This is a genomic window from Mesorhizobium sp. M0598, assembly GCF_040320865.1.
Lineage (GTDB): Bacteria > Pseudomonadota > Alphaproteobacteria > Rhizobiales > Rhizobiaceae > Mesorhizobium.
In genome coordinates this window covers 158,543-184,179 of sequence record NZ_JAMYQL010000005.1, presented here as the reverse complement: position 1 = coordinate 184,179, position 25,637 = coordinate 158,543, and the positions used below count along the sequence as shown (strand labels likewise).

Below are 25,637 nucleotides of genomic sequence, written 5' to 3'. Positions count from 1 at the left end.
GGTCAAAACGCCCCGGCGGCCCTCGTGAAAGGGCCACATCAGGGGCCGGAATCTGAGAAAGTCGGGTGCCTATACACGCCCGACGGCGTTTTGGCCAGCGTCGCCGTGTTTTTTTTTGACACTATCGCAGGCAACCGACATAGGCGCCGGCGCGGCCGGCGCGCCGTTCGATCAACGCGGCAAGCCGCCTCAGTCCCGGCCCGGGCTTCGCCGGATTGCGCACGATCGGATTCGGCAAGGTGACGGCAAGCAGCGCTGCCTGCCGGCGCGACAGCTGTTTTGCCGAGACGCCGAAATGATGCTGGGCGGCGGCCTCGATACCGTAGATGCCCGGTCCCCATTCGGCGATGTTGAGGTAGATCTCCATGATCCGCCGTTTCGACAGCACCGCATCGAAATAGACGGCCAGCGGCAGTTCCACGACCTTACGGACCGAGCCCAACGGCCGCGACCATAGATAAAGATTCTTTACCGTCTGCATGGTGATGGTCGAGGCGCCACGTGTCATCTCGCCGGCGAGCGCATCGTCGACGACGCCGCGCAACTCGCCCAGATCGACGCCGCGATGGAAACAGAACTGCCCGTCCTCCGACATGATGACCGAATATGCCAGCACCGGCGCCACATCGTCGATGGAAACCCAGCGCCGATCGTAGCCAGAAAACGTCGCCAGGTCCTTCAGCATCAATGTCGACACCGGATGCACGAATGTCGGCAGGTACAGGAAGGTCAGCACCACCGGCACCAGCGCCAGCACGACGGCGACGGCGATGCCGCGCCGGACCCAGCGTTGAAGACCGATGCGGCTGCCGCGTCTCGGTCTCGCCATGTCCAACCCTTCGGTTTCGTGATCGACGATCGGTTCCGCCAAGCCACCCAGTCCGCGCTACTCCCTGCCCCCGGCATAATGGCGCTTGGCTTCTTGCGCAACGTCTGAGTGTCGGCTACCGCTCCCGACCATGACGAAAGACGACCAAATGGCGTTCGAAGCTGCACTTATTGCCCGGGCAGTTCCGCTCGAGGCGCTGCTGAGGCGGTTGCTCGACGGACGGACGCTTTCGGGCGAGGTCGCGCGGCCCGAACGCCTGATGGCGGCAATGCGACATGGCGTGCTGAACGGCGGCAAACGACTGCGTCCCTTCCTGGTCATGGAAAGTGCTGCACTGTTTTCAGCCGACGGCGAGGCGGCGCTGCGCGTCGCGGCGGCGCTCGAATGCGTGCACTGCTATTCGCTCATCCATGACGATCTGCCGGCCATGGACGACGATGATTTGCGCCGCGGCCAGCCGACCGTGCACAGGGCTTTCGATGAGGCGACCGCCATTCTTGCGGGCGACGCCTTGCTGACACTTGCCTTCGACATCCTTGCCGACGAGGCGACAATGCTGCCGGCCGAGCGCAGGGCAACGCTGGTGCTGGCACTGGCCCGCGCCGCCGGGGCGGGAAGCATGGTCGGCGGCCAGATGCTCGATCTCGAAGCCGAACAAAGCCGGCCGGACGAGGCCGGCATCATCCGGCTTCAGGCGATGAAAACCGGTGCGCTGATCCGCTTTGCCTGCGAAGCGGGCGCTATCCTTGCCGGCGCGCCGTCGGGCGACCGCGAACGGCTGGCCGAGTTCGGCTCGGCGATCGGGCTTGCCTTTCAGCTTGCCGACGATCTGCTCGACCTGACCGCCGACGCGCATCAGATGGGCAAGGCGACCGGCAAGGATGCCGCGGCCGGCAAGGCGACGCTGGTCGCGCTGCACGGACCGGACTGGGCGCGGGGCCAGCTCCATGGCCTCGTTGACCAGGCTCATGCGTTGCTCGAACCTTTTGGCGAGCAAGCTGCGCTTCTGAAACAAGCGGCGCAGTTCGTAGCGGCCCGCAACAATTAAGCGCGCCCCTATGGCGCGCCGGAGAATTGGCGACTGATCGGCCGGACGCCCTCGCAACCGGCCGATCGGGATCATTTCCGGCGATGTCGGACCACATGGACCCGCCACACCAGTTGCCGAGCCATTCTTCAGCCTCGCGGCAGGGTTCCGCGGCTCGGGTGGACAGCGGTCAGCCTTCGCCAGTTGTCTTTTCCACCACGGGCTGCGGAACCGGTTCCATCTCGGCCGCCGCCTCGACCGCCTGCGCCTCGGCCGGCTTGCGCCGGTTGCGGATGAAGGCGGCGATGCGGTCGCGGATTTCGCCGGCGCTGAGGAACACCGGAACGCGCGCCACCGGCGCGGTCGGCTCAAAGGACAGGCCAAGGCCGGTGATCCTGCCCTTGTCGTCGACGTCGCGGACGATCAGCTCGATCGGACCGAGCAGCACGCGGTCGGCGTATTCGGCGTGGCCGCCGAGCCGGGTAGTGACCAGGTCGCCAATGCTGAGCTTGCGTTCCGCTTCGGTCAGGCCCGGCGCGTAGGCGGTCTCCAGTTCCTCGGCGGGGCGTGACGGATCGACGGCGAAGGCCCCGAAGAAATCCGCGTCCTCGGGATCGACCACGGCACGGCTGGCGAACAGCTTGTCGAGCAGGCGCGGATAGCGGTCCGGCACGAAGATGTAGACATGGTCGCCGGTCGCGAGCCGGCCCATATCCTGGAAGCGCATCGAGCGTCCGTCGCGCAGCACCAGCGACGGCCGCGCCCAGCGCGGAATGCGTTCGCCGCGCGCCACCGGGCTGCCAGGTGCCACGCGGTAGGCGAGAAGCTCATGATGGGCGGAGCCCGGCAGTTCCAATTCGACCTTGTCGAGCGGTCCCAGGCGGGCCGGCACGATAAGGCCGAGACGGCGCGCCAGCGGCCCGACGGTCCATCCCTGGATGATCAGCGAGACCAGCACGATGATGAAAGCAGTGTTGAAGATGAGGCGGCCGTTCTCAAGACCGCCGAGCAGCGGCGTGATGGCAAGCAGGATCGACACGGCACCACGCAGGCCAACCCACGAGACGAAGGCGACTTCCGGGCGTGGCAGACGGAACGGCACCAGGCAGAGCCAGACGGCGATTGGCCGTGCCACAAATACCAGGAACAGGCCGAGCAGCACTGCCGGCACCAGGATCGCCGGAAATTGCGAAGGCGTCGCGAACAGGCCGAGGATCAGGAACATGATGATCTGCGCCAGCCACGACATGCCGTCCTGGAAGCGCTTGAGGATGGTGACGGCCCGGATATCGGAATTGCCGGCAATCAGGCCTGCGAGATAGACCGCCAGGAAGCCGGAGCCGCCGACGGCACCGGCGGCAGCGAACACCATAAGCGACAGCGTCAGCACGAAGATCGGCAGCAGGCCGTGATCGAGATTGAGGCGATCGACAAGGCGCACGATGGCCATGCCGCCGAGAATGCCGATGACCGCGCCGAGCCCCATATTGACGAGGAAGCCGACGGCAAGATCGGTGACCAGCACCTTGGCCTCGGGGTGGGTATTGGCGGCGATGACCTCGACCAGCGTGATGGTCAGGAAGATGGCGATCGGGTCATTTGTGCCGGATTCCACCTCGAGCGTGGACCGCACGCGCTCGCGCAAATTGATCTCGCCGGCGCGCAGCAGGAAGAACACCGCCGCGGCGTCGGTCGAGGCGACGGCGGCACCGAGCAGGAAGGATTCCAGCCAGGTCAGGTCGAGCAGATAATAGGCGGCGGCGCCGAAGAGCCCGGTGGTCAAAAGGACGCCGAATGTGGCCAGCGACAGCGCCGGCCCGGCCGCCTGCCGCAAGGCGTTGAGCGGCGTGCCGAAGCCGGAATCGAAAAGGATGACCGCCAGCGCCAATGAGCCGGCAAAATAAGCAACTCGGGCATTGTCGAAATGGATGCCGAGACCGTCGGTTCCGGTGGCGAGGCCGATGCAGAGAAACAGCAGCAGGAGAGGGGCGCCAAAACGGAAGGCGATCAGGCTTGAAAACGCGGCGGCAACGACAAGTGCTGCGCCAACGAGCGTCACAAGATAGATACCATGCTCCATTCGTTGGTCGCCCCTAGTCGATATGCTCCGGCATCACGGGAGAGTGGGGCGAAGACATGGCCGCTGCAAGGCAGCAGCGTGGCTTTTTGCCCCACACGCTGCCGATCGTCGAAAGTTTTGGCACCCCCGAGCAGCGGAGCGTGCCTCGGCGGTTCGTGCTGCAATGAAAAACGCCCGGACTGAGCCGGGCGTCTCCAGGTCAAGAAGCTGGCTCTGCGATCAGGCGATGGTCTTGCCGAAGGCGACGGCGGTATCGCCCATGCGGTTGGAAAAGCCCCACTCATTGTCGTACCACGACAGCACCGAAACGAAGTTGCCGTCCATGACCTTGGTCTGGTCGAGCGCCACGATCGAGGAATGCGGATCATGGTTGAAGTCGATCGAAACATTGGGGTGACGAGTAACGGCGAGGATGCCCGTCAGCTTGCCGTTCGAGGCGGCGATCACCGCGTCATTGATCTCCTGGACGGTGGTCGGCCGCTTGGCGATAAACTTGAAATCGACGAGCGAGACGTTCGGGGTCGGCACGCGGATGGAGATGCCGTCGAGCTTGCCCTTGAGTTCGGGCAGTACCAGGCCGATGGCCTTGGCAGCACCGGTCGAGGTCGGAATCTGCGACAGCGCGGCGGCGCGGGCGCGGTAGAGGTCCTTGTGCATGGTGTCCAGCGTCGGCTGGTCGCCGGTGTAGGAATGGATCGTCGTCATCATGCCCTTCTCGATGCCGACCGCCTCATTCAGCACGGCCGCCAGCGGCGCCAGGCAGTTGGTGGTGCAGGAGGCGTTTGAGATGACGATGTGGTCCTTGGTCAGCTTGTCGTGATTGATGCCATAGACGACGGTGAGATCGGCGCCCTCCGCCGGAGCGGAGACGAGAACGCGCTTGGCACCGGCGGTCAGATGGGCGACGGCCTTGTCGCGGGCGGTGAAGATACCGGTGCATTCGAGCGCGATGTCGATGCCAAGCTCCTTCCAGGGCAGTTGCGTCGGATCCTTGATCGCGGTGACCTTGAATTTCTCCTTGCCGACGATGATCTGGTCGCCGTCAACCGTCACCTCATGCGGAAAGCGGCCATGCACGCTGTCGAAGCGCAGCAGATGCGCGTTGGTCTCGACCGGGCCGAGATCGTTGACCGCGACGACGTCGATATCCTTGCGGCCGGATTCATGGATGGCGCGCAGGATGTTGCGGCCGATGCGGCCGAATCCGTTGATGGCAACTCTAACGGTCATTGTTCTCTCCCTGGGAGTTGGAGGCCGAAGATCAAGTCCGCAGCTTCATAACGGCGGACGGGCAAAGAATCCAGCCGCCGAGGCGTGGATTTAAATCGATTAGTGCTCCACCGCCCGGCAAAACCGCTATGCCAGCCTTTGCCGGGCGGGGCTCACTTTCATTTGCCATGCAGACGGGCTTCCGCCGCCTTCACCGTTGCCTCGGCTGTGATGCCGAAATGCGGGTAGAGCTGTTCGATGGTGCCGGAGGCGCCGAAGCCGGTCATGCCGACAAAGATGCCGTCGGTGCCGATGAAGTGATCCCAGCCCTGACGGATGCCGGCTTCGATGGCAATCTTGAGCGGCGCATTGCCGATCGTCCTGCTGCGATAGTCGGCGCTCTGCTTGTCGAACAATTCGAAACACGGCACCGAGACGACGCGGGTCGCGTGGCCGTGCTTTTCCAGGGCCTCGCGGGCGGCCAGCGCGATCTCGACCTCGGAGCCCGACGCGAAGATCGTCACCGCCGCCTCGCCACTGGCGGCGGCAAGTTCATAGGCGCCGCGGCTGGAGAGGTTTTCCGCAACGAAGTCGTTGCGTACCGTCGGCAGGTTCTGCCGGGTCAGCGCCAATGTCGAAGGCGTCTTTTCCGACTCAATGGCCAACTGCCAGCATTCCGCGGTTTCCACCGCATCGGCGGGGCGGAAGACATTGTGGTTCGGAATGGCGCGAAGTGCTGCCAGATGCTCGACCGGCTGATGGGTCGGGCCGTCTTCGCCAAGGCCGATGGAATCATGGGTCATGACGAAGATCGAGCGGATGCCCATCAGCGAAGCAAGCCGCATCGCCGGACGGGCATAATCGGAAAAGCACATGAAAGTGCCGCCATAGGCGATAATGCCGCCATGCAATGTCAGCCCGTTGAGCGCGGCCGCCATGCCGTGCTCGCGAACGCCGTAATGAACGTAGCGCTGGCCGTAATCGTCGGCGGTGATGTTCTTGGTCTGGCTGGTCTTGGTGTTGTTGGAGCCGGTCAAATCGGCCGAGCCGCCGATGGTTTCGGGCAGGGCGCCGTTGATGACCTCCAGCGCCATTTCCGATGACTTACGGGTGGCGACCTTCGGCTTGTCGGCGACGAGCTTCTTCTTGTAATCGCCAATGACGGCGTCGAAGTTGGCCGGCAGCGTGCCACTGATGCGGCGTTCGAACTCTGCGCGCAATTTGGCATCAGCCTTGGCAAGGCGGCTTTCCCAGTCGGTGCGCGCCTTGACGCCGGTCCGCCCGGCGGTACGCCATGCGTCGAGGATATCGGCCGGAACCTCGAAGGGCGGATAATCCCAGCCGAAGAATTTTCTGGCGCCAGCGATTTCCTCGGCGCCGAGCGGCGAGCCATGCGCCTTGTTGGTGCCGGCCTTGGTCGGCGCGCCGAAGCCGATCGTCGTCTTGCAGGCGATCATCGTCGGCTTGTCGGAGTGGCGGGCCGCTTCGATGGCATAGGCGATCGCTTCCGGGTCCTGGCCGTCGATATGGCTGGCATTCCAGCCGGACGCCTGGAAGCGAGCGACCTGATCGGTGTTATCGGCGAGCGACACCGGGCCATCGATCGAGATGTTGTTGTTGTCCCAGAAGACGATCAGCTTGTTCAGCTTCAGATGCCCGGCAAGCGCGATGGCTTCCTGGGATACGCCTTCCATCAGGCAGCCGTCGCCGGCCAGCACATAGGTGTAGTGGTCGACGAGATCTTTGCCGAAAGCGGCATTCATGATGCGCTCGCCGAGCGCGAAGCCGACCGAATTGGCAAGGCCCTGGCCGAGTGGGCCGGTCGTCGTCTCAATGCCCGCGGCATGGCCGTATTCCGGGTGGCCCGCCGTCCTCGACCCCAATTGGCGGAACTGCTTGATCTGGTCGATGGTGATGTCTTCGTAGCCGGTCAGATAGAGCAGCGAGTAAAGCAGCATCGATCCGTGGCCGGCCGACAGGATAAAGCGGTCGCGGTCCGGCCAATGCGGGCTTTTCGGATCGTATTTGAGAAAGCGGGTGAACAGCACCGTGGCGATGTCGGCGCAGCCCATGGGCAGTCCGGGGTGGCCGGAATTTGCCTTCTCGACGGCGTCCATGGCGAGAAAACGGATCGCATTGGCCATCCGGTCATGTTGTTCGCGCGAGGTCATGCTTCCTCCAAAATGGGGGTTTGGGCCTTGGGAAAGCCCTTGAAAAGGGTGCGCGACACATAGCAGGCGCGGCCTTTTAGTCAACAAATCGGTGTGCTTTTGCCGGTCTTGTGATGGCCGTGCGCGACTTACATTAGCGTTAGCAGGGGACAGTCGCGACAGCTTTATTGACGTGCGGTTCACACGACGCGTAATGTTTCAGGGATAACGCGTTCTGAACGTGGATGATTCGGTGATGGGCAGGGCGCAGGACGAAAGCCATGACCGGGGAAACGACCCTCAAGGAAGTCATTGCCAGGCTGGGTAAGGCCATCGAAGGGCTGGAAAACGCCGTCGCGGCCAAGCTTGAGCATGAGCGGGACTATTCGGAAGCCGAGGCCGAAGTGCAGCGGATGAACGCCGACCGCTCGCGGCTGGCGCAGGAGCTCGACAATTCCGAGGCCCGCGCCGAACGGCTGGAAGATGCCAACAAGGAAGTGTCGCGAAGGCTGGTGACAGCTATGGAAACCATCCGCGCGGTACTGGACAGGTAGGCCAATGGCACAAGTCACGGTTTCCATCGACGGCAAGCAGTATCGGATGGCCTGCGACGAGGGCCAGGAAGAGCATCTGATCGATCTTGCCGAGCGCTTCGACCGCTATGTCTCGCATCTGAAGGATTCTTTTGGCGAGATCGGCGACCAGCGGCTGACCGTGATGGCCGGCATCATGGTCATGGACGAGCTTTCGGAACTGCAGAAGCGGGTCAAGGGCATGGAAAGCGAAGTGCTGACGCTGCGCAAGACGCGCGACGACGCACTGACCAAGGCCGACAAGAACGATTCCGTGCTGACCGGGGCGCTCGGCGCACTGGCCCAGCGCATGGAAGACCTGGCGACGACGCTGGCAGTGAACAAGGCCTGAACCAGCGCAGCGAAAATTCCTGCTGCATTTGCCGAGAAGCAATGAAAATATTTCGCCGCCGGCCTTGATGCCGGCGCAACAGGCGTTTGAAGGATGACGCCGGAGTGATAGAAAGGCAAAAGCAGCGCCGGGCAACGCCGGCTGCGATCTGCACGCACAGGGTAAGGGACACGTCATGAGCCTTCGCATCAACGATATCGCACCGGACTTCACCGCTGAGACCACGCAAGGACCGATCAGCTTCCATGAATGGATCGGCGACGGCTGGGCGGTATTGTTCAGCCATCCGAAGAACTTTACGCCGGTTTGCACGACCGAACTCGGCACAATGGCCGGGCTCGAAGGCGAGTTCAGGAAGCGCAACGTCAAGATCATCGGCATCTCGGTCGATCCCGTCCAAAGCCATGAAAAGTGGCAGAACGACATCAAGACCGCGACCGGTCATTCGGTGAACTACCCGCTGATCGGCGACAAGGATCTCAAGGTCGCCAAGCTTTACGAGATGCTGCCGGCGGGTGCCGGCGAGAGCTCGGAAGGCCGCACGCCCGCCGACAATGCCACGGTGCGTTCGGTTTACGTCATCGGGCCCGACAAGAAGATCAAGCTGGTTCTCACCTACCCGATGACGACGGGCCGCAACTTCGACGAAATCCTGCGCGCCATCGATTCCATGCAGCTGACCGCCAAGCACCAGGTGGCGACGCCGGCGAACTGGAAGCAGGGCGAGGACGTCATCATCACCGCTGCCGTCTCGAATGAGGATGCCATCAAGCGCTTCGGCGCCTATGAGACGATCCTGCCATATCTCAGGAAAACCAAGCAGCCTTCCGCCTGAGCAGGCAGAGGCGGCACAGAGAGTTTTCGGTTTTCCTGGCCGTGTGAGCATGGGGTGCTTGACGATGCCTGGTTGACGGACAACCATGCCTTTAATTTGCCTTGGCAGAGAAAATCCTTCCTGCCGTGGTGAGGGGCGAAGGAGGCTGGATTGGACGCATTATCGGCCAGGTCGCAGGTCACCGGCTTCTATGACAAGCCGAGCGGGTCCGTCCAGTATGTGGTCGCCGACATGGCGACCCGCAAATGCGCCATCATCGATCCGGTGCTCGACTTCGACGAAAGGTCCGGTGCAACGGCAACGAAAAACGCCGACGCCCTGCTCGACTTCGTCAGGGAAAGCGGGCTGGAGGTCGAGTGGATCCTCGACACGCATCCGCATGCGGATCATTTCTCCGCCGCCCATTATCTGAGGGGGAGAACCGGAGCGCCGACGGCAATCGGCGAGAAGGTCATCGACGTCCAGAAATTGTGGAAGGTGATCTACAACTGGCCGGAATTCCCCGCCGACGGTTCGCAATGGGACAGGCTGTTCGCCAACGGCGCAACTTTTTCGGTCGGCGGCATTGCGGCAAGAGTGCTGTTCTCGCCGGGCCACACACTGGCCTCGATCACTTACGTCATTGGCGACGCCGCCTTCATCCACGACACGCTGTTCATGCCGGACAGCGGCACCGCAAGGACAGACTTTCCGGGCGGCAGTGCCGAGCGGCTCTGGCGTTCGATCGAGGACATCCTGGCGCTGCCGGACGAGACACGTCTGTTCGTCGGTCACGACTACCAGCCGGGCGGTCGCGAAGCGCGGTGGGAAAGCACGGTCGCGGAGCAGAAAGCCGGCAACATCCATGTTGCCGGCTGCAAGACGGAAGCCGACTTCGTCGCGCTCCGCCAAGCCCGCGACAGGACGTTGCCGATGCCGCGGCTGATCCTGCACGCGCTGCAGGTCAATATGAATGGCGGACGCCTGCCGGAACCGGAATCCAACGGGCAGCGCTATCTGAAGTTTCCGCTCGATTGCCTGTGAGAGGATGGGTCGCTGGCACTACAATGCCATTCAGATTCGGCGCCGCCCTCATCGTTCTGCGATGGTCATCCAAGCTATTGATCCTGATTCGATTTTTGCGATGTTTGAATCCGATAGGTCTATGCGGGACGACGGTGGCGGCAGCCGGATGAGGAGCAGCGCAGACGCCAGCCAGTCCAGCGTCAGGGTTTTGTTCGGCGGGCTAAATGTTTATACGTGATTTGCCAAGGATCGCTCTCGGAAGATCTTTCCTCGCCGATCCAATGGAAGCTGGTGGCAGTGATCTCAGTGAAACGCCATCGAGTTTGCAGACCGCGCGAGTCATTGCCGAGCTGGACAATGTCCTTACCCTCGGCCCGCCCGATCTGGCGCGAGTGATCCCGGTTGAGCGGGTCGTTCCATATGATATGCCAGCCATCGATCCCAGGGTCGAAGATGCGCAAGGTCGTACCATACATCGTCGACGGCGCAGGGCGCTTGGGCCTGATCCAAACGTCCTGAATCGCGCGGCCTTCGAGCACCCAGCCAAAATGGCATTCGCCATCCCATTTCTGGATTGTGCCGTCGTCGAGGTAGTGGACCGAGTCCATTTCCCAGCTTCCAATTAGCCATCCATACAGGGCCATGTCTTTCGCTCGATCGGCTGGCGGACCGTCGGATCCGAGGGCGGCCAGAAACGGAGAAATCGTCATCATCACACTTCCTTTCGTTTCCAATAGACGAACTCAACTGCCCGACGGACCGTTGTCGCGCCCGCCTGCCGCAAGCGCCGGGTTGTGGAATGCCGCGGTCGGCGCCGCAACATTGCCGCCACAGCTTGCAGCCTTGCGGTTTTCAGGGCTTGGGGAAAATTGCGACAATGCCGCTATCAATGAGATCGTCTGGGGACGCCTGGCAAGGCTACTGAGCAGTTAGGGCGACGGATCGGACATCCGCGAAGGCGCCGCGGAACCGGCAACCCGCTAATGCATGTCGCGCAAAAGTGTGCAGCGGTTTTGCGATAACGACATGCATAAAAACAAGAATCTAAAGCGCGCCGCACAAGGCCGGCCCGAACGCGACGCGCTTTAGAAAAAAACGGCGGCGCCAGTTACCTGACGCCGCCGTTATTTGTTTCTACCGGAAGGCCTTACGCCGCCGGCTGCGCCTCGATGGTGCGCAGCGCCTGCGTCTGGCGCTTGGCTGCGGCCTTGACCGCGTCCTGCACCTTCTCGAAGGCGCGCACCTCGATCTGGCGCACGCGCTCGCGGCTGATATCGAACTCGGCCGACAGCTCTTCAAGCGTCAACGGCTCATCGGCGAGGCGGCGCGCCTCGAAGATGCGGCGTTCGCGGTCGTTGAGCACGGCAAGAGCGCCCGACAGCATGCCGCGCCGGTTTTCCAGCTCGTCCTGCTCGATCAGCATCTCTTCCTGGCTTTCGTGGTCGTCGACCAGCCAGTCCTGCCATTCGCCGGACTCGCCTTCACTGGCCCGGATGGGCGCATTGAGCGAGGCGTCGCCCGACAGGCGGCGGTTCATCGACACGACTTCCGCTTCCGAGACGTTCAGCCGGGTGGCAATCTCGGTGATCTGATCGGGCTTCAAATCGCCTTCGTCGAGCGCCTGGATCTTGCCCTTCACCTTGCGCAGGTTGAAGAACAGGCGCTTCTGGTTGGCGGTGGTGCCCATCTTGACTAGGCTCCACGAGCGCAGGATGTATTCCTGGATCGAGGCCTTGATCCACCACATCGCATAGGTGGCGAGACGGAAGCCGCGCTCCGGTTCGAATTTCTTGACGGCCTGCATCAGGCCGACATTGCCTTCCGAGATCACCTCGCCGATCGGCAGGCCATAGCCGCGATAGCCCATGGCGATCTTGGCGACGAGCCGAAGGTGGCTGGTGACGAGCTTGTGCGCAGCTGTGGTGTCCTCATGCTCGGCATAGCGCTTGGCGAGCATGTACTCTTCCTGCGGCTGAAGCATCGGAAAGCGGCGGATTTCTTCCAGGTAGCGGCTGAGACCGCCTTCGCCGGAAACGATACTGGGTAATGACTGGGCCATGATAGCGCCCCCTCTCTATTGGAGTGATGCCCCCGAAACGCGGCGGGCATGTGGCGCGAATGCCAAAGGCACATTCGCGCCAACCGACATATATAGGAACAAAACCAGAAAGACAGGCATTTGTTCAACACGAAACAGTGTGTCACGTTGAAGTGAACAACGCCGGTCAGGTTTTCAGGTGGTTGGGTTCAGAGCTTGCGGAAGCCGTCGACGAGTTCCTCCATGTCCCACGGTATCGGTGCTTCGAACCTCATCGTTAGATGGGTATCGGGATGCCGAAATGCAAGGAGGCGGGCGTGCAAAGCTTGTCGCGGAAACGCCTTTACCTTGCTTCTTAGCGGCTCGGGCAACCGATTGGCCTTGGTGCGGAAAGCCTGGCCGTATTCGGGGTCGCCAATCACCGGATGGCCGATATGGGCCATGTGGACGCGTATCTGGTGAGTGCGACCGGTTTCCAGCCGGCATTCGACCAGGCTCGCCGTGGCGAATTCCTGCTGCTGCTCGCCAAAGCGCTCAACGACGATGAAATGCGTGACGGCGTGGCGGGCATCGTCGCGGCCTTGCGGCACCACGGCGCGGCGTACCCGGTCGGCGGCGCGGCCGAGCGGCGCGTCGACCGTCCCGGTCGGCCTTGCCGGTATGCCCCAGACCAACGCCAGATAGGCCCGCTCGAGATCGCCGGTCAGGCCGTGGTCGGCAAAGGCCTCCGACAACGCCTTGTGGGCGCGATCGGTCTTGGCGACGACCATGACGCCGCTGGTCTCCTTGTCGAGGCGATGGACGATGCCCGGCCGTCTCACCCCGCCGATGCCAGACAGGCTGTCGCCGCAATGATGGATCAGCGCGTTGACCAGCGTGCCGGTCCAGTTGCCGGCGCCGGGATGCACGACCAGCCCGGCCGGCTTGTTGATGACGATCAGCTCGCTGTCCTCGTAGAGGACGTCCAGCGCAATATCTTCGCCTTGCGGCGCCGCTGGTTCCGGCTCCGGCATATCAACCGACACGCTGTCACCTTGCGCCATCTTGCGCTTCGTTTCGCTGGCTGGCTTGCCGCCGATCCTGACGGCGCCCTGCTTTATCAGCATCTGTACCCGGCTGCGCGACATGTCGGGGCCGAGCCTGGCCGCCAGCCATTGGTCGAGCCGCTGGCCGGCCGCATCAGCGCCCGCCTCCAGGACGATCGGTCCGGCCCCTATTAATTGTCTGACCACTTCGTTATGAGCGCTCATCGAAAACAGTTCCGGAATCTGCTGCCATGGCCCGGCCGCTTGCCGACGAAGACGAGGAAAAGCCGCTCGACCCCGAGGTCGAAAAGGTGCGGAGGAAGCTCGTCCGCTTCGTCGCCATCAATCTCGGCCTGCTGTTCCTCGCCCTTATGGTGGTGATCGCGGCACTTGTCTACAAAGCGCGCAACGCGCCGCCTGCCGCCCCTCCGCTAAGCAGCGACATCCAGGTGCCGATCGGCGAGACGGTCAACGGCGACATCGTGCTGCCGGTCGGCGCCAGGGTGATCAGCCAATCGCTGTCCGGCAATCACCTGTCGATCGACGCAGAGCTGCCCGACGGCAGCCGCGCCATCTTCGTCTATGACATCACCGAGCGCCGCATCGTTGGCCATTTTTCGATCAGGAACAAATGACCGGTTTTGCCGAACACCGCAGCATTGCCACGGTCGCGCTTGTCGTCGCAAATTATGACGAGGCGATCTCGTGGTATGTCGACCAGCTGGGTTTTGTCCTCACCGAAGATGTCGATCTCGGCGGCGGCAAACGCTGGGTCACGATCACGCCGCGCAAAGGGCAGGGTGCGCGCCTGCTTCTCGCCGAGGCATCCGGCGATGCGCAAAGGCACGCCATCGGCAGCCAGACCGGCGGCCGGGTCTTTTTGTTCCTCGAAACCGACGATTTTGCCCGCGACTATGCGCTGATGCTCGAAAAGGGCGTTGAGTTCCGTGAGGCGCCCCGGCACGAGACCTATGGCACTGTGGCGGTTTTCGCAGATCTCTATGGAAATCTCTGGGACCTGATCGAGCCAAAACGCTAGGCTTGCAGCGGATACTTCACCGGCGCGATCGGCAGCCTTAAGCCTAGTTGCTTTTTGCCAGCCGTCAGCCTATATCGCCGGTTCTTGAACGCGCCCATCGTCTAGCGGTCAGGACACCGCCCTCTCACGGCGGGAACAGGGGTTCGATTCCCCTTGGGCGTACCAAGTCTCTCCCAGCTCTCGGCAAACCATCAATCCGATCCATCGCCTTGGGTCGCGGCGGGTTTGGCTCATTGCCGCTTCTGGCGCAGCGGAGCCGATTGCATTAGCATTGCATCGTGGGTCTTGAGGCACAGCGTTAGCGGCGCGCAGAACGTCGCGCTGAACAGGGCAGTCGATGCCACGCGGGGAGGAGCCAGATACAGAAACTACAATCGCAAGGCGTCCATCACGCTGGTCGGCACTGCCTGGAGCCGACCTGAGCTACAGCTGCCGGCGGCGGATCGTTTTGGCGAGCTCGGCGAAGGCGCCTCTCCCTCGAAGGGTGGATGCCGGGAAGGCCCTTAGCACCGGCCAGCGAAAGCTGCGCGCGACGCGCATGGCTGGGCTCTAAACGCGCCATACTCCAGTTGCAGTATCGTAGCTTCTTTGCCGTTCGAATTTCTCTCAGTCATGGCTTCGCACGATACCAAGATATGCTGCGAACGACACATCCACGGCGGGCTCAACCATTCGATCTATTCCGGCAAGCCGAAAAGTGTTTGCGCGCCTGCTATTCCTCCGAGCGGATGACTGCCCATGGCGATCATCCGCTCGGTAGTTTCTGCCTCGAACACTGTCGACGCGAGCACCGTCCGTCCCAACGGCTTGCACAGCCCCTCGATGCGGCTGACAAGATTTACAGCCTTGCCGATCGCGGTGAAGTCCAACCTGCCGGCAGTGCCGATATTCCCCCAGAGTATCTCGCCGACATGCAGGCCAATGCCATATCCGAGCTCAGGGCCGCCATTGCGGCGCCGAGTTTGGTTGAGATGATCTATCCCGGCGCGCGTGGCCTTCACGGCGCGTACCGCCGCGTCACATGCGGCATTTGCATCGCGCTCGCCAATCGGGAAAATCGCGAGGACGCCATCACCTATAAACTTGAGAACCTCACCACCAAATGCGTGCACCGCGCCGGCGACGCAATCGAACCAGGCATCAAGTACCAATACGATCTCGTCTGCATCATGAACCTCGGATAGATCGGTGAAACCTCGAAGGTCCGCGCACAGAAGCGCAGCCCGTATCGTCTCTCCCTTTACTCGACGAGAATGACCGTTGAGCACATGTGCTGCACTGCGCTTTCCCAAATATGCCTCGAGCAATGCGCGTTTCGCGGACCGTTCTGCGAGTGCGGTCATCGGAGCCGCAGCAAACCGGGAGATTTGCCGCAGCAGCTCTGACTGCGCCTCATCCGGAGTATGATCGAACGCCCACACCAAAGTCGGTGCGACACCGCCCGCTCGCTCGTCGAACACGATCGCCCGCGTCGTGCCAAGCCACTCCCGCAGCACGAGCCGGGGATCGGCATTCTGGCGGTCGGCGCCTATCCCCAAAGCCTCGACCACTTCACCCCCAGGCGCTCGCCAGAGCCAGATGCGGCGTGAGATAATCGGGTCGGGAGCATCCTGCGCCAGCGCGCCGGCGATGATCGGCAAGCCGTCTTCAATCAAATGCGTTGAGAGCTGCAATAGAAGTCGCCCACCGTCGCCAATATGCGCGGCGTCGTCCAGAAGGAATGAAAGCGACTTTGCGAGAAGCATGGGTAGAAGGTCACTCGGCACCGGCTTATGCTTACGCCTCGAACATCTTCTTGCAACTCCCCACATTCGCTTCAATCATGCAGGTATTCGCTGCGGATGTGACCTGGAGTGAGCGATGGCGGAATCGGTTTACACAGAGATTGAGGTCGCGGCGCCACAAGCGACCGTGTTCGCGCTTTTGACGGATCCGGACCAGATTGTGCGATGGATCGGGACCGAAGCGAATTTGGATGCAACGCCGGGCGGTCTGTTCCTCGTCAATGTCGGTGGTCGCCATATGGCGCGCGGTGAGTTCACCGAGGTGATCCCGGTCCACCGTCTTGCCTACAGTTTTGGCTGGGAAGACAACGAGACCGTGCCGCCCGGCTCCAGTCATGTCGAGATCGACCTGATCGCGAGGGATGCGGGGACACTGATCCGCTTCACGCACAGCGGACTGCCGAACGCAAAGGAGCGTGACAGCCACCGAAGGGGATGGGAGCACTACCTCTCAAGGCTGAAGATCACTGCCGATGGGGGACATGTCGATCCCGACGTGCCGATGAAGAATATGTGATTTTCGTCTAAGGGCCGCGGATGCCCGTAATCCGAACCAGGCGCGGCATGCGTCAACGAGGGCCCCTTTGACCTGCCGTCGCCAAACCGGCGCTCGGGAAACCCAGCGACCTGCGGGCCGCCGCACCACTACAGCTGCCGGCGACGGGTCGTTTCAGCGAGCTCGGCGAAGGCGTCCGCGATCCCGGTGCCGCTCTTGGCGCCTGCGTGGAGTTCTTGAAACTCAGCGCTTCTGGCGCAACGCCGCGGATTGAATTAGCATCCGTTCATCAAAGCTCCGGCCGCACTCCTGCAGGATGCGGAATGCGGAGCGCAGGCGAGCGAGGCCGGGCGCGGTCACATGCCAAGCGCGACTGGGCATCCGAACTTCCGTTCGGCGGCAAGACGGCGTGGCCGGGAGGAGTCAGATGCAAAAGCTGCAATCGCAAGGCGTTCATCACATCACGCTGGTCGGGGCCGGGCGCCAGACTTCCATCGATTTCTGGGAGGGCGTGCTTGGCATGCCTTTCATCTTCGAGCAGCCCAATCTCGATAAGGCAAGCGAAAGCCATCTCTATTTCGATCCGGGCGACGGCCGGCTGATCACCGTCTTCACCGACGAAAGCCGCACGCCGGTCAAGCGGCGCACGCCGACCGACACGGGCTGCGTCCATCATATCGCTTTCGCGGTGTCGCGCGTCACCTTCCTGCAGGCGGTTGCCCGGCTCGACGAGCGCGCCATCAAGCACAGCGGCGTCAAGGATCGCGGCTTCATGGACTCGATCTATTTCGAGGATCCGCTCGGCCTGCTGATCGAACTCGCCTCCTACCGTTTCGAACCGCCGGCGGGCTTCACCCATGCCGACGTGCTGATGCAGGCGCACAAGATCCGCGTCGCGCGCGGCGACTACAACATCGCCGAAGTGCACCTTGCCGATGCGATCCAGGCGCTTGTCGAGCGCTCGCGCACGACGTTGTCGGAGGATCGCGCACCGAAAAATCCATACTGACGACACGCCGAACAAAGGGAGGATACAATGGCGAAGACAGCAACCAAGAGTGCCACGAAGCCCGCGGCCAAGGCAGCCAGGCCAGGAGCGAAGCCGGCGGCCAAAGCCGCCGGCAAGTCAGCGGCGAAAGTGGCAAAGCCGGCGGCCAAGGTCTCCGCCAAGAAGCTGGCGCCGAAGGCCAAGGCGAAACCGGCGAAAAAGCCCGCGCTCTCGCTCAGCATGCTGAAGCCCAGCGTCAACAATATGAGCGTTCGAGTGTTTGCACGCGCCGCCGGGCTCGATCATTCCGAGACCGACGTATGGGGTCTCACGCGCTCGCCCGAATACATGGCGCGAAACCCGGCCCATCTTACGCCGATGATCGAGGACAAGGGCCTGCCGAGAGGTGTCTTGTGGGAAAGCTGCGCCATTATGCAGTACCTCGCCAACAAGCACGGGCTGGAGAAACTATATCCCAAGGCGCCGGCCAAGCGGGCAATGATCGACAGTGCCATGTTCTACCTGATCGGGACGCTCTACCCCTATGTGGCGCGCGCCACATATCCTGTGCTGAATTTCCCGCAATATGCCGGCGAGGTCGGCCACAGCGACGCCCACCCCGACAAGAAGTCGGAAGCCCAGAAGGCCGCTATAGAAGCGATAGCCGAGCCGCTGGAGGTGTTTCACAGCTTCTTCAGGAACGGCAAGCCGTTCATCGGCGGCAAGAACCCGTCGATCGCCGACATCCGCCTGGCGGCGACACTCGAATTCCTCGCCGTCATCGACTATGCGCTGCCCCAATGGGCAAAAGACTATATGGCGGCGATCGAGAAGAAGCTCGGCAAGGCCTATGCCGAGCCGGCCGGCGACGTGCGCGGCTATATCGCCTATGTGAGGTCGCAGGCCAACGCCTGAGTCACATGCCAATAGCGGTCGTCCGCACGTCTGCAGGAGCCGGTAATGAACTGGGGATTTTTTTAATCTCCCCTGTTTGCACGATGTCGGGAGCTTAAGGTTTCGTTAACCTAAACCCTTTCTACTGAATCCACCTCCAGCCCGCGACCACGGATGTACTGGCGCGGATGGGAAGCAAAGGTCGGCTGCGCGCCGGCCTTTTGCTTATTTCAGCCCCTGCCGAAGTTGCGCCAGACGGCGTTTAACGACGCCTACATGGCTGATGAAACGCGTCGCCGCCATCTTGTCATCGCCGCTGTCGGCCCTACCATCGAAGTTCGTCCCGTCCTCGAGGGCGGTTCAAGGACAGAGGCCCTGCCATGAAAAGCATTGCTGGAATGATGGTGATTGCAGGCGCCATGCTGGTGGGCGCAACCGGTCAATCGAATGCAGCGACGCTCAACACCATGCCCGAGGTCGGGGCTGCCATCCAGGCGTGCTGGACCCCTCCGGCGAATGCCGGGAATTCCACCGTCACCCTGAGCTTCAGCTTCAGGCGCGATGGCACGCTGATCGGCCGGCCCAAGCCGACCGCCATCCGCGTCGCCGGCGAGGAGAAGACGCGCCAAGCTTTTGTCGACGCGGCGGTCGCGGCCGTGGACCATTGCCTGCCGTTGAGCTTTTCACCGGCGCTGGCTCAAGGCATCCCGGGCAAGGTGTTCACTCTGCAATTCAACTCGCCCAAACAAGAACAGGTTGCACCGCGAGTGAAGGCTTCGCCTTGATCTTTTCCGACAACCGGATTCCACTTTTCGGGACCTAATGCATGTCGCGCAAAAGTGTGCAGCGGTTTTGCGACAACGACATGCATTAGACAAGAACCTAAGCGCGTCGCATGAGGCCCGGTCGACCGCGATGCGCTTTAGTGGCGCCTTCGTCTCGCCTCGACATGTCGCGCCAGTTCCGGCATCTCGAAGACATAGTCGCTCCAGGCCGATTCCGGTATCTGGCCGGCAAGATTGCACTCCAGCAAAAGCCCCTGCTCGTGGTCGAGTGGCCTCGGTGCGCGTTCATGGTCCAACCCAAGTGAATGGAACAGATTCCTGGTCAGGTCCGCGACAGTGAAGTGGATCGACATTTGCGGTCTCCTCCTTTGGCCGCTCAACGCCGATCCCAGGGCTAAGGTTTCAGCAACGGCCGGCCGGTAACGCCGGATTGATCGCGATGCCGAACCCGCCGCGCGTATCAAACTTCGCCGTGGCGGGCGTCCGCCGGCGTTGCTGCCGGTTCGTCTCAATCTTGAAATAAAAATGTAATATTGAATTTACACGAGTGGATCTAATACACTAGAGCTAAAGTCTCTGGTGGCGGTTTGATCTACTTCAATTAGGAAAAACTGATTTAGCTAGTACTTATCCATAGTCGACAAAGAAATCCTGTTCTCGGTGCAACAAGGATAATGGTCGTTCCAGTGACACGCTTCTGGCCCCTCACGATTCTGATGCTGGTGTCGGCAATAGCCGTTGCGCTCGGCACATCCTTCTCCTACGCGGATAGCTGCGGTGCCATCAGGAGCCAATTGCTTTCGGCGGGGCGCAGCGGCGGGACCAGCCCCGAGCTTGCCCAACTGCGCCGGCAACTCGCCGCGATTCAAAAGCTTGAGAGACAACGCAGATGCACGGCGAAAACGGCCGGCTTCTTCTTCAATCCCTGCGCCGACCTGGTCAGCAGCAAGGCGGAGGTGCAACGGCAGATCGCCAGACTGTCGAATTCGAGCAGGGACACGTCCAGATTGAAGGCCAGGTTTGTCGCGCTGGGCTGCGCCGCCCCCGCTGCCAAGAAACAGCCGGCGCAGCAACGCACGGCACCCAAGGCCCAGTCCGCAGGCACAACAATTGGCGGCAATCGGATGCTGTTTTGCGTTCGCTTGTCGGACGGATATTTCTTCCCCGCGCCAAAATCGCAGTTCGCCAAGGGCGACGATCTGAAGGAAACGGTCGATCAGTGTCGCTACATCTGCGACGATGCCGGCGTCGACCTCTATACGCTGAGCGACGCCACTCGCGAGACCGAGGAGATGGTCGCGCTCGAGTCGGGAAAACCCTATGTGGAGCTACCTGCCGCGTTCCGGTACCGCGACGACGCGAACTTCAAGGCCTGCGACGTCAAGCGCTATTACCGGCGCGTCGCCGAGCTCAGGGCACGAACCGTGACACCGGCCAACATGAGCAACGCCATCATTCCGTTGCCGACGGCAAAGCCGGATTTTGGCATCGTCGCGGAAATTCCTGAATCCGGGATCGAAACCGCCGGTGCCGCTCCGGCAGAGGCAAAAACGCAGGCTGCCGAAGTGCAGGGGGCTGCCCAGCATCAGTCGATCGAAAGAGCGATCGGCGCGCGGCCGGTGAGAGTGGTCGGGCCGGCCTTCTTCCCGGCGGACTGACCAGGGCGGGCGATGTTCCGAGACGGCTGGCCGGATAGCCGCTTCAAGGCCTGGAGCCGTACGCATCGACGGACGTCGGCTGGTTATTCGCAGACCATGCGGGCCCGTTTGCCGGGCTCGCTGACATTCTTGCAAGTTAGCGGCTTCGTCGGCTCCGGCGACAGCATGGGCGGGTTGTTGGTGATCCTCCTCCGAGGCGTTGCAACGGAAGCCGCGCTCCTGCGCACCGCCGGCCTTTTCGGCGTTTGCGGCGCCACTGGAAAGACGTCGGTCTCCAGTTGCGACTGTTCGGCTTGCGCCTGCGGCGAAGGCCTGTCCCAGAAACGGCGAACATCGAGCGGCTTGGGAATGATGACGGTGCCGTCATAGCTGCGCGCGCAGCCGCTTCCCAGAGGCAGCGCCAGGCACAGGAAGACAGGCAGAATCCGTCGAGACATCAGCAATACCCCTGCAAGCTTATAACGCTGCTTCGGCCTAACCGACAACCGGCGGAATAGGGCGAAGGGAGTAGATACCGTGAAGTAGAGTCGTCGCACTTCCAGTCGAAGGCGTTGCTCGAAGATCGAGCGCCGGGTCGGGCGCGGATGGAGGTCCAGCGCGAGTTAGAACCTTGCGATTCGTCAACGCTTCCAGCGTAAGGCCATGGTGCGATCGCACCATACCAAAGCCGCGCTCAGTGGCGACAATGGGATATTCGAAGTTCCGCTCCTCCAGTTACGGGCGGGAGCAGCGACCGCCGGCAAGAAACAGGGTCAGATTTACCCCAACGGACCTGTTTCGGCGATGGCGCGGCCATGACACGTTCTGGCTGCATGCAACGCGCTCCCGTCCGGCTTTTTTCTTTTAAAGCCGGTGGCTACGATCGCCGAGCAGACGATGCCGGCCGGAATTCACGCAAGCTGCTGATTCCAGCGGCAAACCGCGGCCCATGCCGACAAAGCCCGCGACCGCTCCTTCTTAACCCGGCTGGACGACGTTACCGGAGCGACATGAAACTGTCATGCGACTGTAATAATCGGGGGCTATTGGCCTCAGCGGGCGCCCGAGGAATGGCGCCGAGAGACCATATTCCGAACAGGAGCAGGCCACATGAGACATTTCATCCGCTCGGCGGCCGTTGCGATTGCAATGGCTGCGGCGACGACCACCCTCACCCTGTCCGCCGCGCTCGCCGCGGACATCTCCGGCGCCGGCGCCACCTTCCCCTACCCGATCTATGCGAAGTGGGCCGACACCTACAAGAAAGACACCGGCGTTGGCCTTAACTACCAGTCGATCGGTTCCGGCGGCGGCATCAAGCAGATCAAAGCCAAGACCGTTACCTTCGGCGCTTCGGATGCGCCGCTCAAGGGCGACGAGCTTGAAGCGTCCGGACTGGCTCAGTTCCCGATGGTGATGGGCGGCATCGTTCCCGTCGTCAATCTCGAAGGCATCAAGCCGGGCGAGTTGGTTCTCGACGGCCCGACGCTGGCCGACATCTTCCTCGGCAAGATCACGAGCTGGGATGACGAAGCGATCAAGAAGCTTAATCCCGACGTCAAGCTGCCTTCGCAGGCGATCGCGGTCGTTCACCGTTCCGATGGTTCGGGCACGACGTTCAACTTCACCTATTACCTCGGCGACGTCAGCGCGGACTGGAAAGAAAAGGTCGGCGTCGACAAGGCCGTGGAATGGCCGGTCGGCATCGGCGCCAAGGGCAACGAGGGCGTTGCCAACAACGTCTCCCAGACCGGCGGCGCGATCGGTTATGTCGAATATGCTTACGCCAAGCAGAACAAGCTCACCCACACCGATATGATCAACAAGGACGGCAAGAAGGTCGAGCCCGCCGCGGCGGCGTTCTCGGCGGCAGCGGCCAATGCCGACTGGAGCTCGCAGCCGGGCTATGGCGTCATCCTCGCCAACGAGCCGGGCGCCGAGTCCTGGCCGATGACGGCGGCAACGTGGATCCTGCTCTACAAGAAGCCGGATGATGCCGCGACCACCGGCGAAGCGCTCAAATTCTTCGCCTGGGCATACGACAAGGGCGACGAGATGGCCGGCGAGCTGGACTACGTTCCGATGCCCGACAAGGTGGTTGAGAGCGTCAAGGCCATGTGGGCCAAGGAAGTCGTCGGCGACGACGGCAAGCCGCTCTACTCGGCTATGTAATCTCCTCCAGGGAGGGCGTCGATGGCGCCCTCCCTGTTGCCTTTAATCGCGAGGACCCAATGACCATCGCTTCCGATGCCATGCCATCATCTGCAGCAGCCCGGGCCAGGGAAGCTACGGTGCGGCGCTTCGCGCTCACAGATGCCATATTCCGCGGACTCACCCGCGCTTCCGCAATTCTTGTGCTTGTCATCCTCGGCGGTGTCGCGATCTCGCTGTTTGCCGGCTCATGGCAGGCGCTGTCGTCGTTCGGTTTTTCTTTCCTGACGACTGAGAGCTGGAATCCTGTTACGGAAAAATTTGGCGCACTGGCGCCGATCTACGGCACGCTGGTGACGGCGGCCATTGCCATCCTGATCGCGGTTCCGATCGGCATCGGCATTGCAATCTTTCTCACCGAGCTCTGCCCGCGCCCGCTCAGGCGCCCGATCGGCATAGCGGTCGAGCTGTTGGCCGGCATTCCTTCGATCATCTACGGCATCTGGGGCCTGTTCGTGTTCGCGCCATTCCTGCAGACGACGATACAGCCCTTCATCATCAACATCTTCCATGGCGTGCCGGGACTATCCAGCCTTTTCGCCGGCCCTCCTTACGGCATCGGCCTTCTGACCTCGGCGCTGATCCTCGCCATCATGGTGTTGCCCTTCATCACCTCGATCACCAAGGATGTCTTCGATACGGTGCCGGCGGTGCTGAAGGAATCGGCCTACGGCATCGGTTGCACGACCTGGGAAGTGACCCGGCGCGTGGTCATTCCCTATACCCGCATCGGCATCATGGGCGGCGTCATGCTTGGCCTCGGCCGGGCGCTCGGCGAGACCATGGCGGTGACCTTCGTCATCGGCAACGCCCACCGCATCAGTGCCTCCCTGTTCGCGCCGGGCACGACGATCTCGGCGACCATCGCCAATGAATTCACCGAGGCCGACGGCGACCTCTACACCTCCTCGCTGGTTTCGCTCGGCCTGATCCTCTTCGTCATCACCTTCCTGATCCTTGCCGCCGCCCGCTATATGCTGATGCGGATCGACGCCCGTACGGGAGCCTGACCGATGTCGACATCCTCATCGCTCCACAGCCGCCGCAAAGCCAGGAATTCGGTGATGATGGCGCTTTGCGTCGTCGCCGCCGGCATCGGGCTTGCCTGGCTGGCGCTCATCCTCGGCGCACTAGTCTATAAGGGCACAGCCGGGCTTTCGTTCGCGGTCTTCACCGAGATGACGCCACCACCGGGCGAGGCCGGCGGCCTGCTCAATGCCATCGCGGGCAGCCTGCTGATGACGATCATCGCCGTTGTCGTCGGCACGCCGATCGGCGTGCTGGCGGGGACCTACATGGCCGAGTATGGACGCTTTTCGCGCATCACCACCGTCGTCCGCTTCATCAACGACATCCTGTTGTCGGCGCCGTCGATCATCATCGGCTTGTTTGTCTATGAGCTGATGGTGCGGCCAATGGGACATTTCTCGGCCATTGCCGGCGCAGTTGCGCTTGCCATCCTGGTCATTCCGGTGGTCGTGCGCACCACTGAAGACATGCTCAGCCTGGTGCCGAACGCGTTGCGTGAAGCCGGTGCCGCGATCGGCGCGCCACGCTGGGTGGTGATCCGTTCGGTCGCCTACCGCGCCGCATTGTCCGGCATCGTCACCGGCATATTGCTGGCGATAGCACGCATTTCCGGCGAGACGGCGCCGCTGCTCTTCACCGCGCTCAACAACCAGTTCTGGAGCAGCAATATCAACGCGCCGATGGCCAGCCTGCCGGTGACCATCTTCCAGTTCGCTCTCAGCCCTTACGAGGAATGGCAGCAACTGGCGTGGACCGGCGCACTCATAATCACCCTGACGGTTCTGGGCTTGAGCATCCTCGCCCGCAGCCTTACCGGACGCAGAGAGGACAGATGACACAGATGTTGTCCCCAGACATGACGATGGCCGAAACGGTAGCCGAGAAGACGAAGATCGAGGTCAAGAACCTCAACTTCTACTACGGCCAGAGCAAGGCGCTGAAGGACATCAGCCTGTCGCTGCCCGAGCGCAGCGTCACGGCCTTCATCGGCCCTTCGGGTTGCGGGAAATCGACGCTGCTGCGTGTGTTCAACCGCATCTATGAGCTCTACCCAAAACAGACGGCCGAGGGCCAGGTGCTGCTCGACGGCAAGAACATTCTCGACCGGTCGCAGGATCTCAACCTCCTCAGGACCAAGATCGGCATGGTGTTCCAGAAGCCGACGCCGTTCCCGATGTCGATCTACGAGAACATCGCCTTCGGCGTCAGGCTCTACGAGAACCTCGGCAAGTCCGAGATGGACGGCCGCGTCGAACAGGCGTTGAGGCGCGCCGCGCTGTGGAGCGAGGTCAAGGACAAGCTCAACGCCAGCGGCTTGAGCCTGTCCGGCGGCCAGCAGCAGCGGCTCTGTATCGCCCGCACCGTGGCGGTGAAGCCGGAAGTCATTCTGCTCGACGAACCGGCTTCGGCGCTCGACCCGCTGTCGACTGCCAAGATCGAGGAACTGATCGACGAATTGCAAGCCGACTACACGATCGTCATCGTCACCCACAACATGCAGCAGGCGGCGCGCGTGTCGCGCCAGACCGCCTTCATGTATCTGGGTGAACTGGTCGAGTTCGACCGGACCGAGAAGATCTTCACGTCGCCCCGCGAGAAGCGCACGCAGGACTACATCACTGGCCGCTTCGGCTGAGCCATTCCGATCATGC

The 25,637-nt window shown here is 62.2% G+C and carries 26 protein-coding genes and 1 tRNA gene; 17 read left to right on the top strand and 10 right to left on the bottom strand.

Annotated elements, in window-relative coordinates:
- Positions 1 to 121 precede the first annotated feature (121 nt).
- Positions 122 to 880: a biosynthetic peptidoglycan transglycosylase gene (locus NKI59_RS09565; RefSeq protein WP_031212144.1), complete on the bottom strand. Its 759-nt coding sequence runs from the start codon at positions 878 to 880 to the stop codon at positions 122 to 124.
- A 79-nt stretch (positions 881 to 959) separates the two neighbouring features.
- Between NKI59_RS09565 and NKI59_RS09560 the strand changes: the two genes are divergently transcribed.
- A complete protein-coding gene (locus tag NKI59_RS09560; protein WP_352457948.1) occupies positions 960 to 1,877 on the top strand; it encodes a polyprenyl synthetase family protein in 918 nt (305 codons plus the stop codon).
- 169 nt (positions 1,878 to 2,046) lie between these two features.
- On the opposite strand, the gene NKI59_RS09555 is transcribed toward NKI59_RS09560, so the two are convergent.
- From NKI59_RS09555 to tkt, 3 genes are all read right to left on the bottom strand, one after another.
- Positions 2,047 to 3,936, bottom strand: a complete 1,890-nt coding sequence (locus tag NKI59_RS09555) for a potassium/proton antiporter (RefSeq protein ID WP_352613491.1) — start codon at positions 3,934 to 3,936, stop codon at positions 2,047 to 2,049.
- Between the two features lie 219 nt (positions 3,937 to 4,155).
- The gene (gene gap / locus NKI59_RS09550; protein WP_352703768.1) at positions 4,156 to 5,166 is read right to left on the bottom strand and encodes a type I glyceraldehyde-3-phosphate dehydrogenase; all 1,011 of its coding nucleotides are present in this window, start codon (positions 5,164 to 5,166) and stop codon (positions 4,156 to 4,158) included.
- A gap of 158 nt (positions 5,167 to 5,324) precedes the next feature.
- Complete coding sequence (gene tkt, locus NKI59_RS09545; protein WP_352703766.1) at positions 5,325 to 7,316, bottom strand: transketolase; 1,992 nt, start codon at positions 7,314 to 7,316, stop codon at positions 5,325 to 5,327.
- A 260-nt stretch (positions 7,317 to 7,576) separates the two neighbouring features.
- On the opposite strand from tkt, the gene NKI59_RS09540 reads away from it, so the two are divergent.
- The 4 genes from NKI59_RS09540 to NKI59_RS09525 all read left to right on the top strand — a co-directional run bounded on the left by NKI59_RS09540 (position 7,577) and on the right by NKI59_RS09525 (position 10,077).
- Positions 7,577 to 7,849 (top strand): DUF4164 domain-containing protein, encoded by a 273-nt coding sequence (locus tag NKI59_RS09540; protein WP_006200774.1) that lies wholly within the window; start codon positions 7,577 to 7,579, stop codon positions 7,847 to 7,849.
- A gap of 4 nt (positions 7,850 to 7,853) precedes the next feature.
- Positions 7,854 to 8,219 (top strand): cell division protein ZapA, encoded by a 366-nt coding sequence (locus NKI59_RS09535; protein ID WP_254816554.1) that lies wholly within the window; start codon positions 7,854 to 7,856, stop codon positions 8,217 to 8,219.
- Positions 8,220 to 8,394: 175 nt separating this feature from the next.
- Positions 8,395 to 9,054: a peroxiredoxin gene (locus NKI59_RS09530; RefSeq protein WP_023678511.1), complete on the top strand. Its 660-nt coding sequence runs from the start codon at positions 8,395 to 8,397 to the stop codon at positions 9,052 to 9,054.
- A gap of 150 nt (positions 9,055 to 9,204) precedes the next feature.
- Positions 9,205 to 10,077, top strand: coding sequence for an MBL fold metallo-hydrolase (locus tag NKI59_RS09525; protein WP_352471144.1), 873 nt, complete (start codon positions 9,205 to 9,207; stop codon positions 10,075 to 10,077).
- A gap of 182 nt (positions 10,078 to 10,259) precedes the next feature.
- Here the strand turns inward: NKI59_RS09525 and NKI59_RS09520 are convergent, their stop codons facing one another.
- The 3 genes from NKI59_RS09520 to NKI59_RS09510 all read right to left on the bottom strand — a co-directional run bounded on the left by NKI59_RS09520 (position 10,260) and on the right by NKI59_RS09510 (position 13,347).
- The gene (locus NKI59_RS09520) at positions 10,260 to 10,772 is read right to left on the bottom strand and encodes a hypothetical protein (RefSeq protein ID WP_352703764.1); all 513 of its coding nucleotides are present in this window, start codon (positions 10,770 to 10,772) and stop codon (positions 10,260 to 10,262) included.
- A 434-nt stretch (positions 10,773 to 11,206) separates the two neighbouring features.
- A complete protein-coding gene (gene rpoH / locus NKI59_RS09515) occupies positions 11,207 to 12,118 on the bottom strand; it encodes an RNA polymerase sigma factor RpoH (protein ID WP_023678514.1) in 912 nt (303 codons plus the stop codon).
- A gap of 188 nt (positions 12,119 to 12,306) precedes the next feature.
- Positions 12,307 to 13,347, bottom strand: coding sequence for an RluA family pseudouridine synthase (locus tag NKI59_RS09510; protein WP_352613500.1), 1,041 nt, complete (start codon positions 13,345 to 13,347; stop codon positions 12,307 to 12,309).
- 26 nt (positions 13,348 to 13,373) lie between these two features.
- Between NKI59_RS09510 and NKI59_RS09505 the strand changes: the two genes are divergently transcribed.
- The 3 genes from NKI59_RS09505 (at position 13,374) to NKI59_RS09495 (ending at position 14,326) form a co-directional block, all read left to right on the top strand.
- Complete coding sequence (locus NKI59_RS09505; RefSeq protein ID WP_352540246.1) at positions 13,374 to 13,757, top strand: fimbrial protein; 384 nt, start codon at positions 13,374 to 13,376, stop codon at positions 13,755 to 13,757.
- Complete coding sequence (locus tag NKI59_RS09500) at positions 13,754 to 14,161, top strand: VOC family protein (RefSeq protein WP_352703761.1); 408 nt, start codon at positions 13,754 to 13,756, stop codon at positions 14,159 to 14,161. Before NKI59_RS09505 ends, NKI59_RS09500 begins: the two co-directional genes overlap by 4 nt.
- 90 nt (positions 14,162 to 14,251) lie before the next feature.
- A tRNA-Glu gene (locus NKI59_RS09495) sits at positions 14,252 to 14,326 on the top strand.
- A 512-nt stretch (positions 14,327 to 14,838) separates the two neighbouring features.
- Here NKI59_RS09495 and NKI59_RS09490 read toward each other — a convergent pair.
- The gene (locus NKI59_RS09490; RefSeq protein WP_352703759.1) at positions 14,839 to 15,906 is read right to left on the bottom strand and encodes an adenylate/guanylate cyclase domain-containing protein; all 1,068 of its coding nucleotides are present in this window, start codon (positions 15,904 to 15,906) and stop codon (positions 14,839 to 14,841) included.
- A 115-nt stretch (positions 15,907 to 16,021) separates the two neighbouring features.
- On the opposite strand from NKI59_RS09490, the gene NKI59_RS09485 reads away from it, so the two are divergent.
- The 4 genes from NKI59_RS09485 to tolA all read left to right on the top strand — a co-directional run bounded on the left by NKI59_RS09485 (position 16,022) and on the right by tolA (position 19,108).
- Complete coding sequence (locus tag NKI59_RS09485; protein WP_008873905.1) at positions 16,022 to 16,462, top strand: SRPBCC family protein; 441 nt, start codon at positions 16,022 to 16,024, stop codon at positions 16,460 to 16,462.
- 406 nt (positions 16,463 to 16,868) lie between these two features.
- Positions 16,869 to 17,450 carry a VOC family protein gene (locus tag NKI59_RS09480; protein WP_352540244.1) on the top strand — a complete coding sequence of 194 codons (582 nt, stop codon included), beginning with the start codon at positions 16,869 to 16,871 and terminating at the stop codon, positions 17,448 to 17,450.
- 27 nt (positions 17,451 to 17,477) lie between these two features.
- Positions 17,478 to 18,344 carry a glutathione S-transferase family protein gene (locus NKI59_RS09475; RefSeq protein WP_352471137.1) on the top strand — a complete coding sequence of 289 codons (867 nt, stop codon included), beginning with the start codon at positions 17,478 to 17,480 and terminating at the stop codon, positions 18,342 to 18,344.
- A 398-nt stretch (positions 18,345 to 18,742) separates the two neighbouring features.
- Positions 18,743 to 19,108 (top strand): cell envelope integrity protein TolA, encoded by a 366-nt coding sequence (gene tolA, locus NKI59_RS09470; protein WP_352703757.1) that lies wholly within the window; start codon positions 18,743 to 18,745, stop codon positions 19,106 to 19,108.
- A 137-nt stretch (positions 19,109 to 19,245) separates the two neighbouring features.
- On the opposite strand, the gene NKI59_RS09465 is transcribed toward tolA, so the two are convergent.
- Positions 19,246 to 19,461: a hypothetical protein gene (locus tag NKI59_RS09465; protein WP_352703755.1), complete on the bottom strand. Its 216-nt coding sequence runs from the start codon at positions 19,459 to 19,461 to the stop codon at positions 19,246 to 19,248.
- Positions 19,462 to 19,794: 333 nt separating this feature from the next.
- Between NKI59_RS09465 and NKI59_RS09460 the strand changes: the two genes are divergently transcribed.
- The gene (locus tag NKI59_RS09460) at positions 19,795 to 20,766 is read left to right on the top strand and encodes a DUF2865 domain-containing protein (protein ID WP_352703753.1); all 972 of its coding nucleotides are present in this window, start codon (positions 19,795 to 19,797) and stop codon (positions 20,764 to 20,766) included.
- Positions 20,767 to 20,849: 83 nt separating this feature from the next.
- Here NKI59_RS09460 and NKI59_RS09455 read toward each other — a convergent pair whose 3' ends face one another.
- Positions 20,850 to 21,203 (bottom strand): hypothetical protein, encoded by a 354-nt coding sequence (locus NKI59_RS09455; RefSeq protein WP_023678529.1) that lies wholly within the window; start codon positions 21,201 to 21,203, stop codon positions 20,850 to 20,852.
- Positions 21,204 to 21,855: 652 nt separating this feature from the next.
- Here NKI59_RS09455 and pstS point away from each other — a divergent pair.
- The 4 genes from pstS to pstB are packed head-to-tail and all read left to right on the top strand — an operon-like array spanning position 21,856 to position 25,621.
- Positions 21,856 to 22,917: a phosphate ABC transporter substrate-binding protein PstS gene (gene pstS, locus NKI59_RS09450; protein ID WP_352457961.1), complete on the top strand. Its 1,062-nt coding sequence runs from the start codon at positions 21,856 to 21,858 to the stop codon at positions 22,915 to 22,917.
- A 59-nt stretch (positions 22,918 to 22,976) separates the two neighbouring features.
- Positions 22,977 to 23,966, top strand: a complete 990-nt coding sequence (pstC, locus tag NKI59_RS09445; RefSeq protein WP_352634128.1) for a phosphate ABC transporter permease subunit PstC — start codon at positions 22,977 to 22,979, stop codon at positions 23,964 to 23,966.
- A 3-nt stretch (positions 23,967 to 23,969) separates the two neighbouring features.
- On the top strand, positions 23,970 to 24,821 hold the full coding sequence (pstA, locus tag NKI59_RS09440) for a phosphate ABC transporter permease PstA (protein WP_352677846.1): 852 nt from the start codon (positions 23,970 to 23,972) through the stop codon (positions 24,819 to 24,821).
- Positions 24,818 to 25,621, top strand: coding sequence for a phosphate ABC transporter ATP-binding protein PstB (gene pstB / locus NKI59_RS09435; protein WP_352703750.1), 804 nt, complete (start codon positions 24,818 to 24,820; stop codon positions 25,619 to 25,621). Before pstA ends, pstB begins: the two co-directional genes overlap by 4 nt.
- Positions 25,622 to 25,637 lie beyond the last annotated feature (16 nt).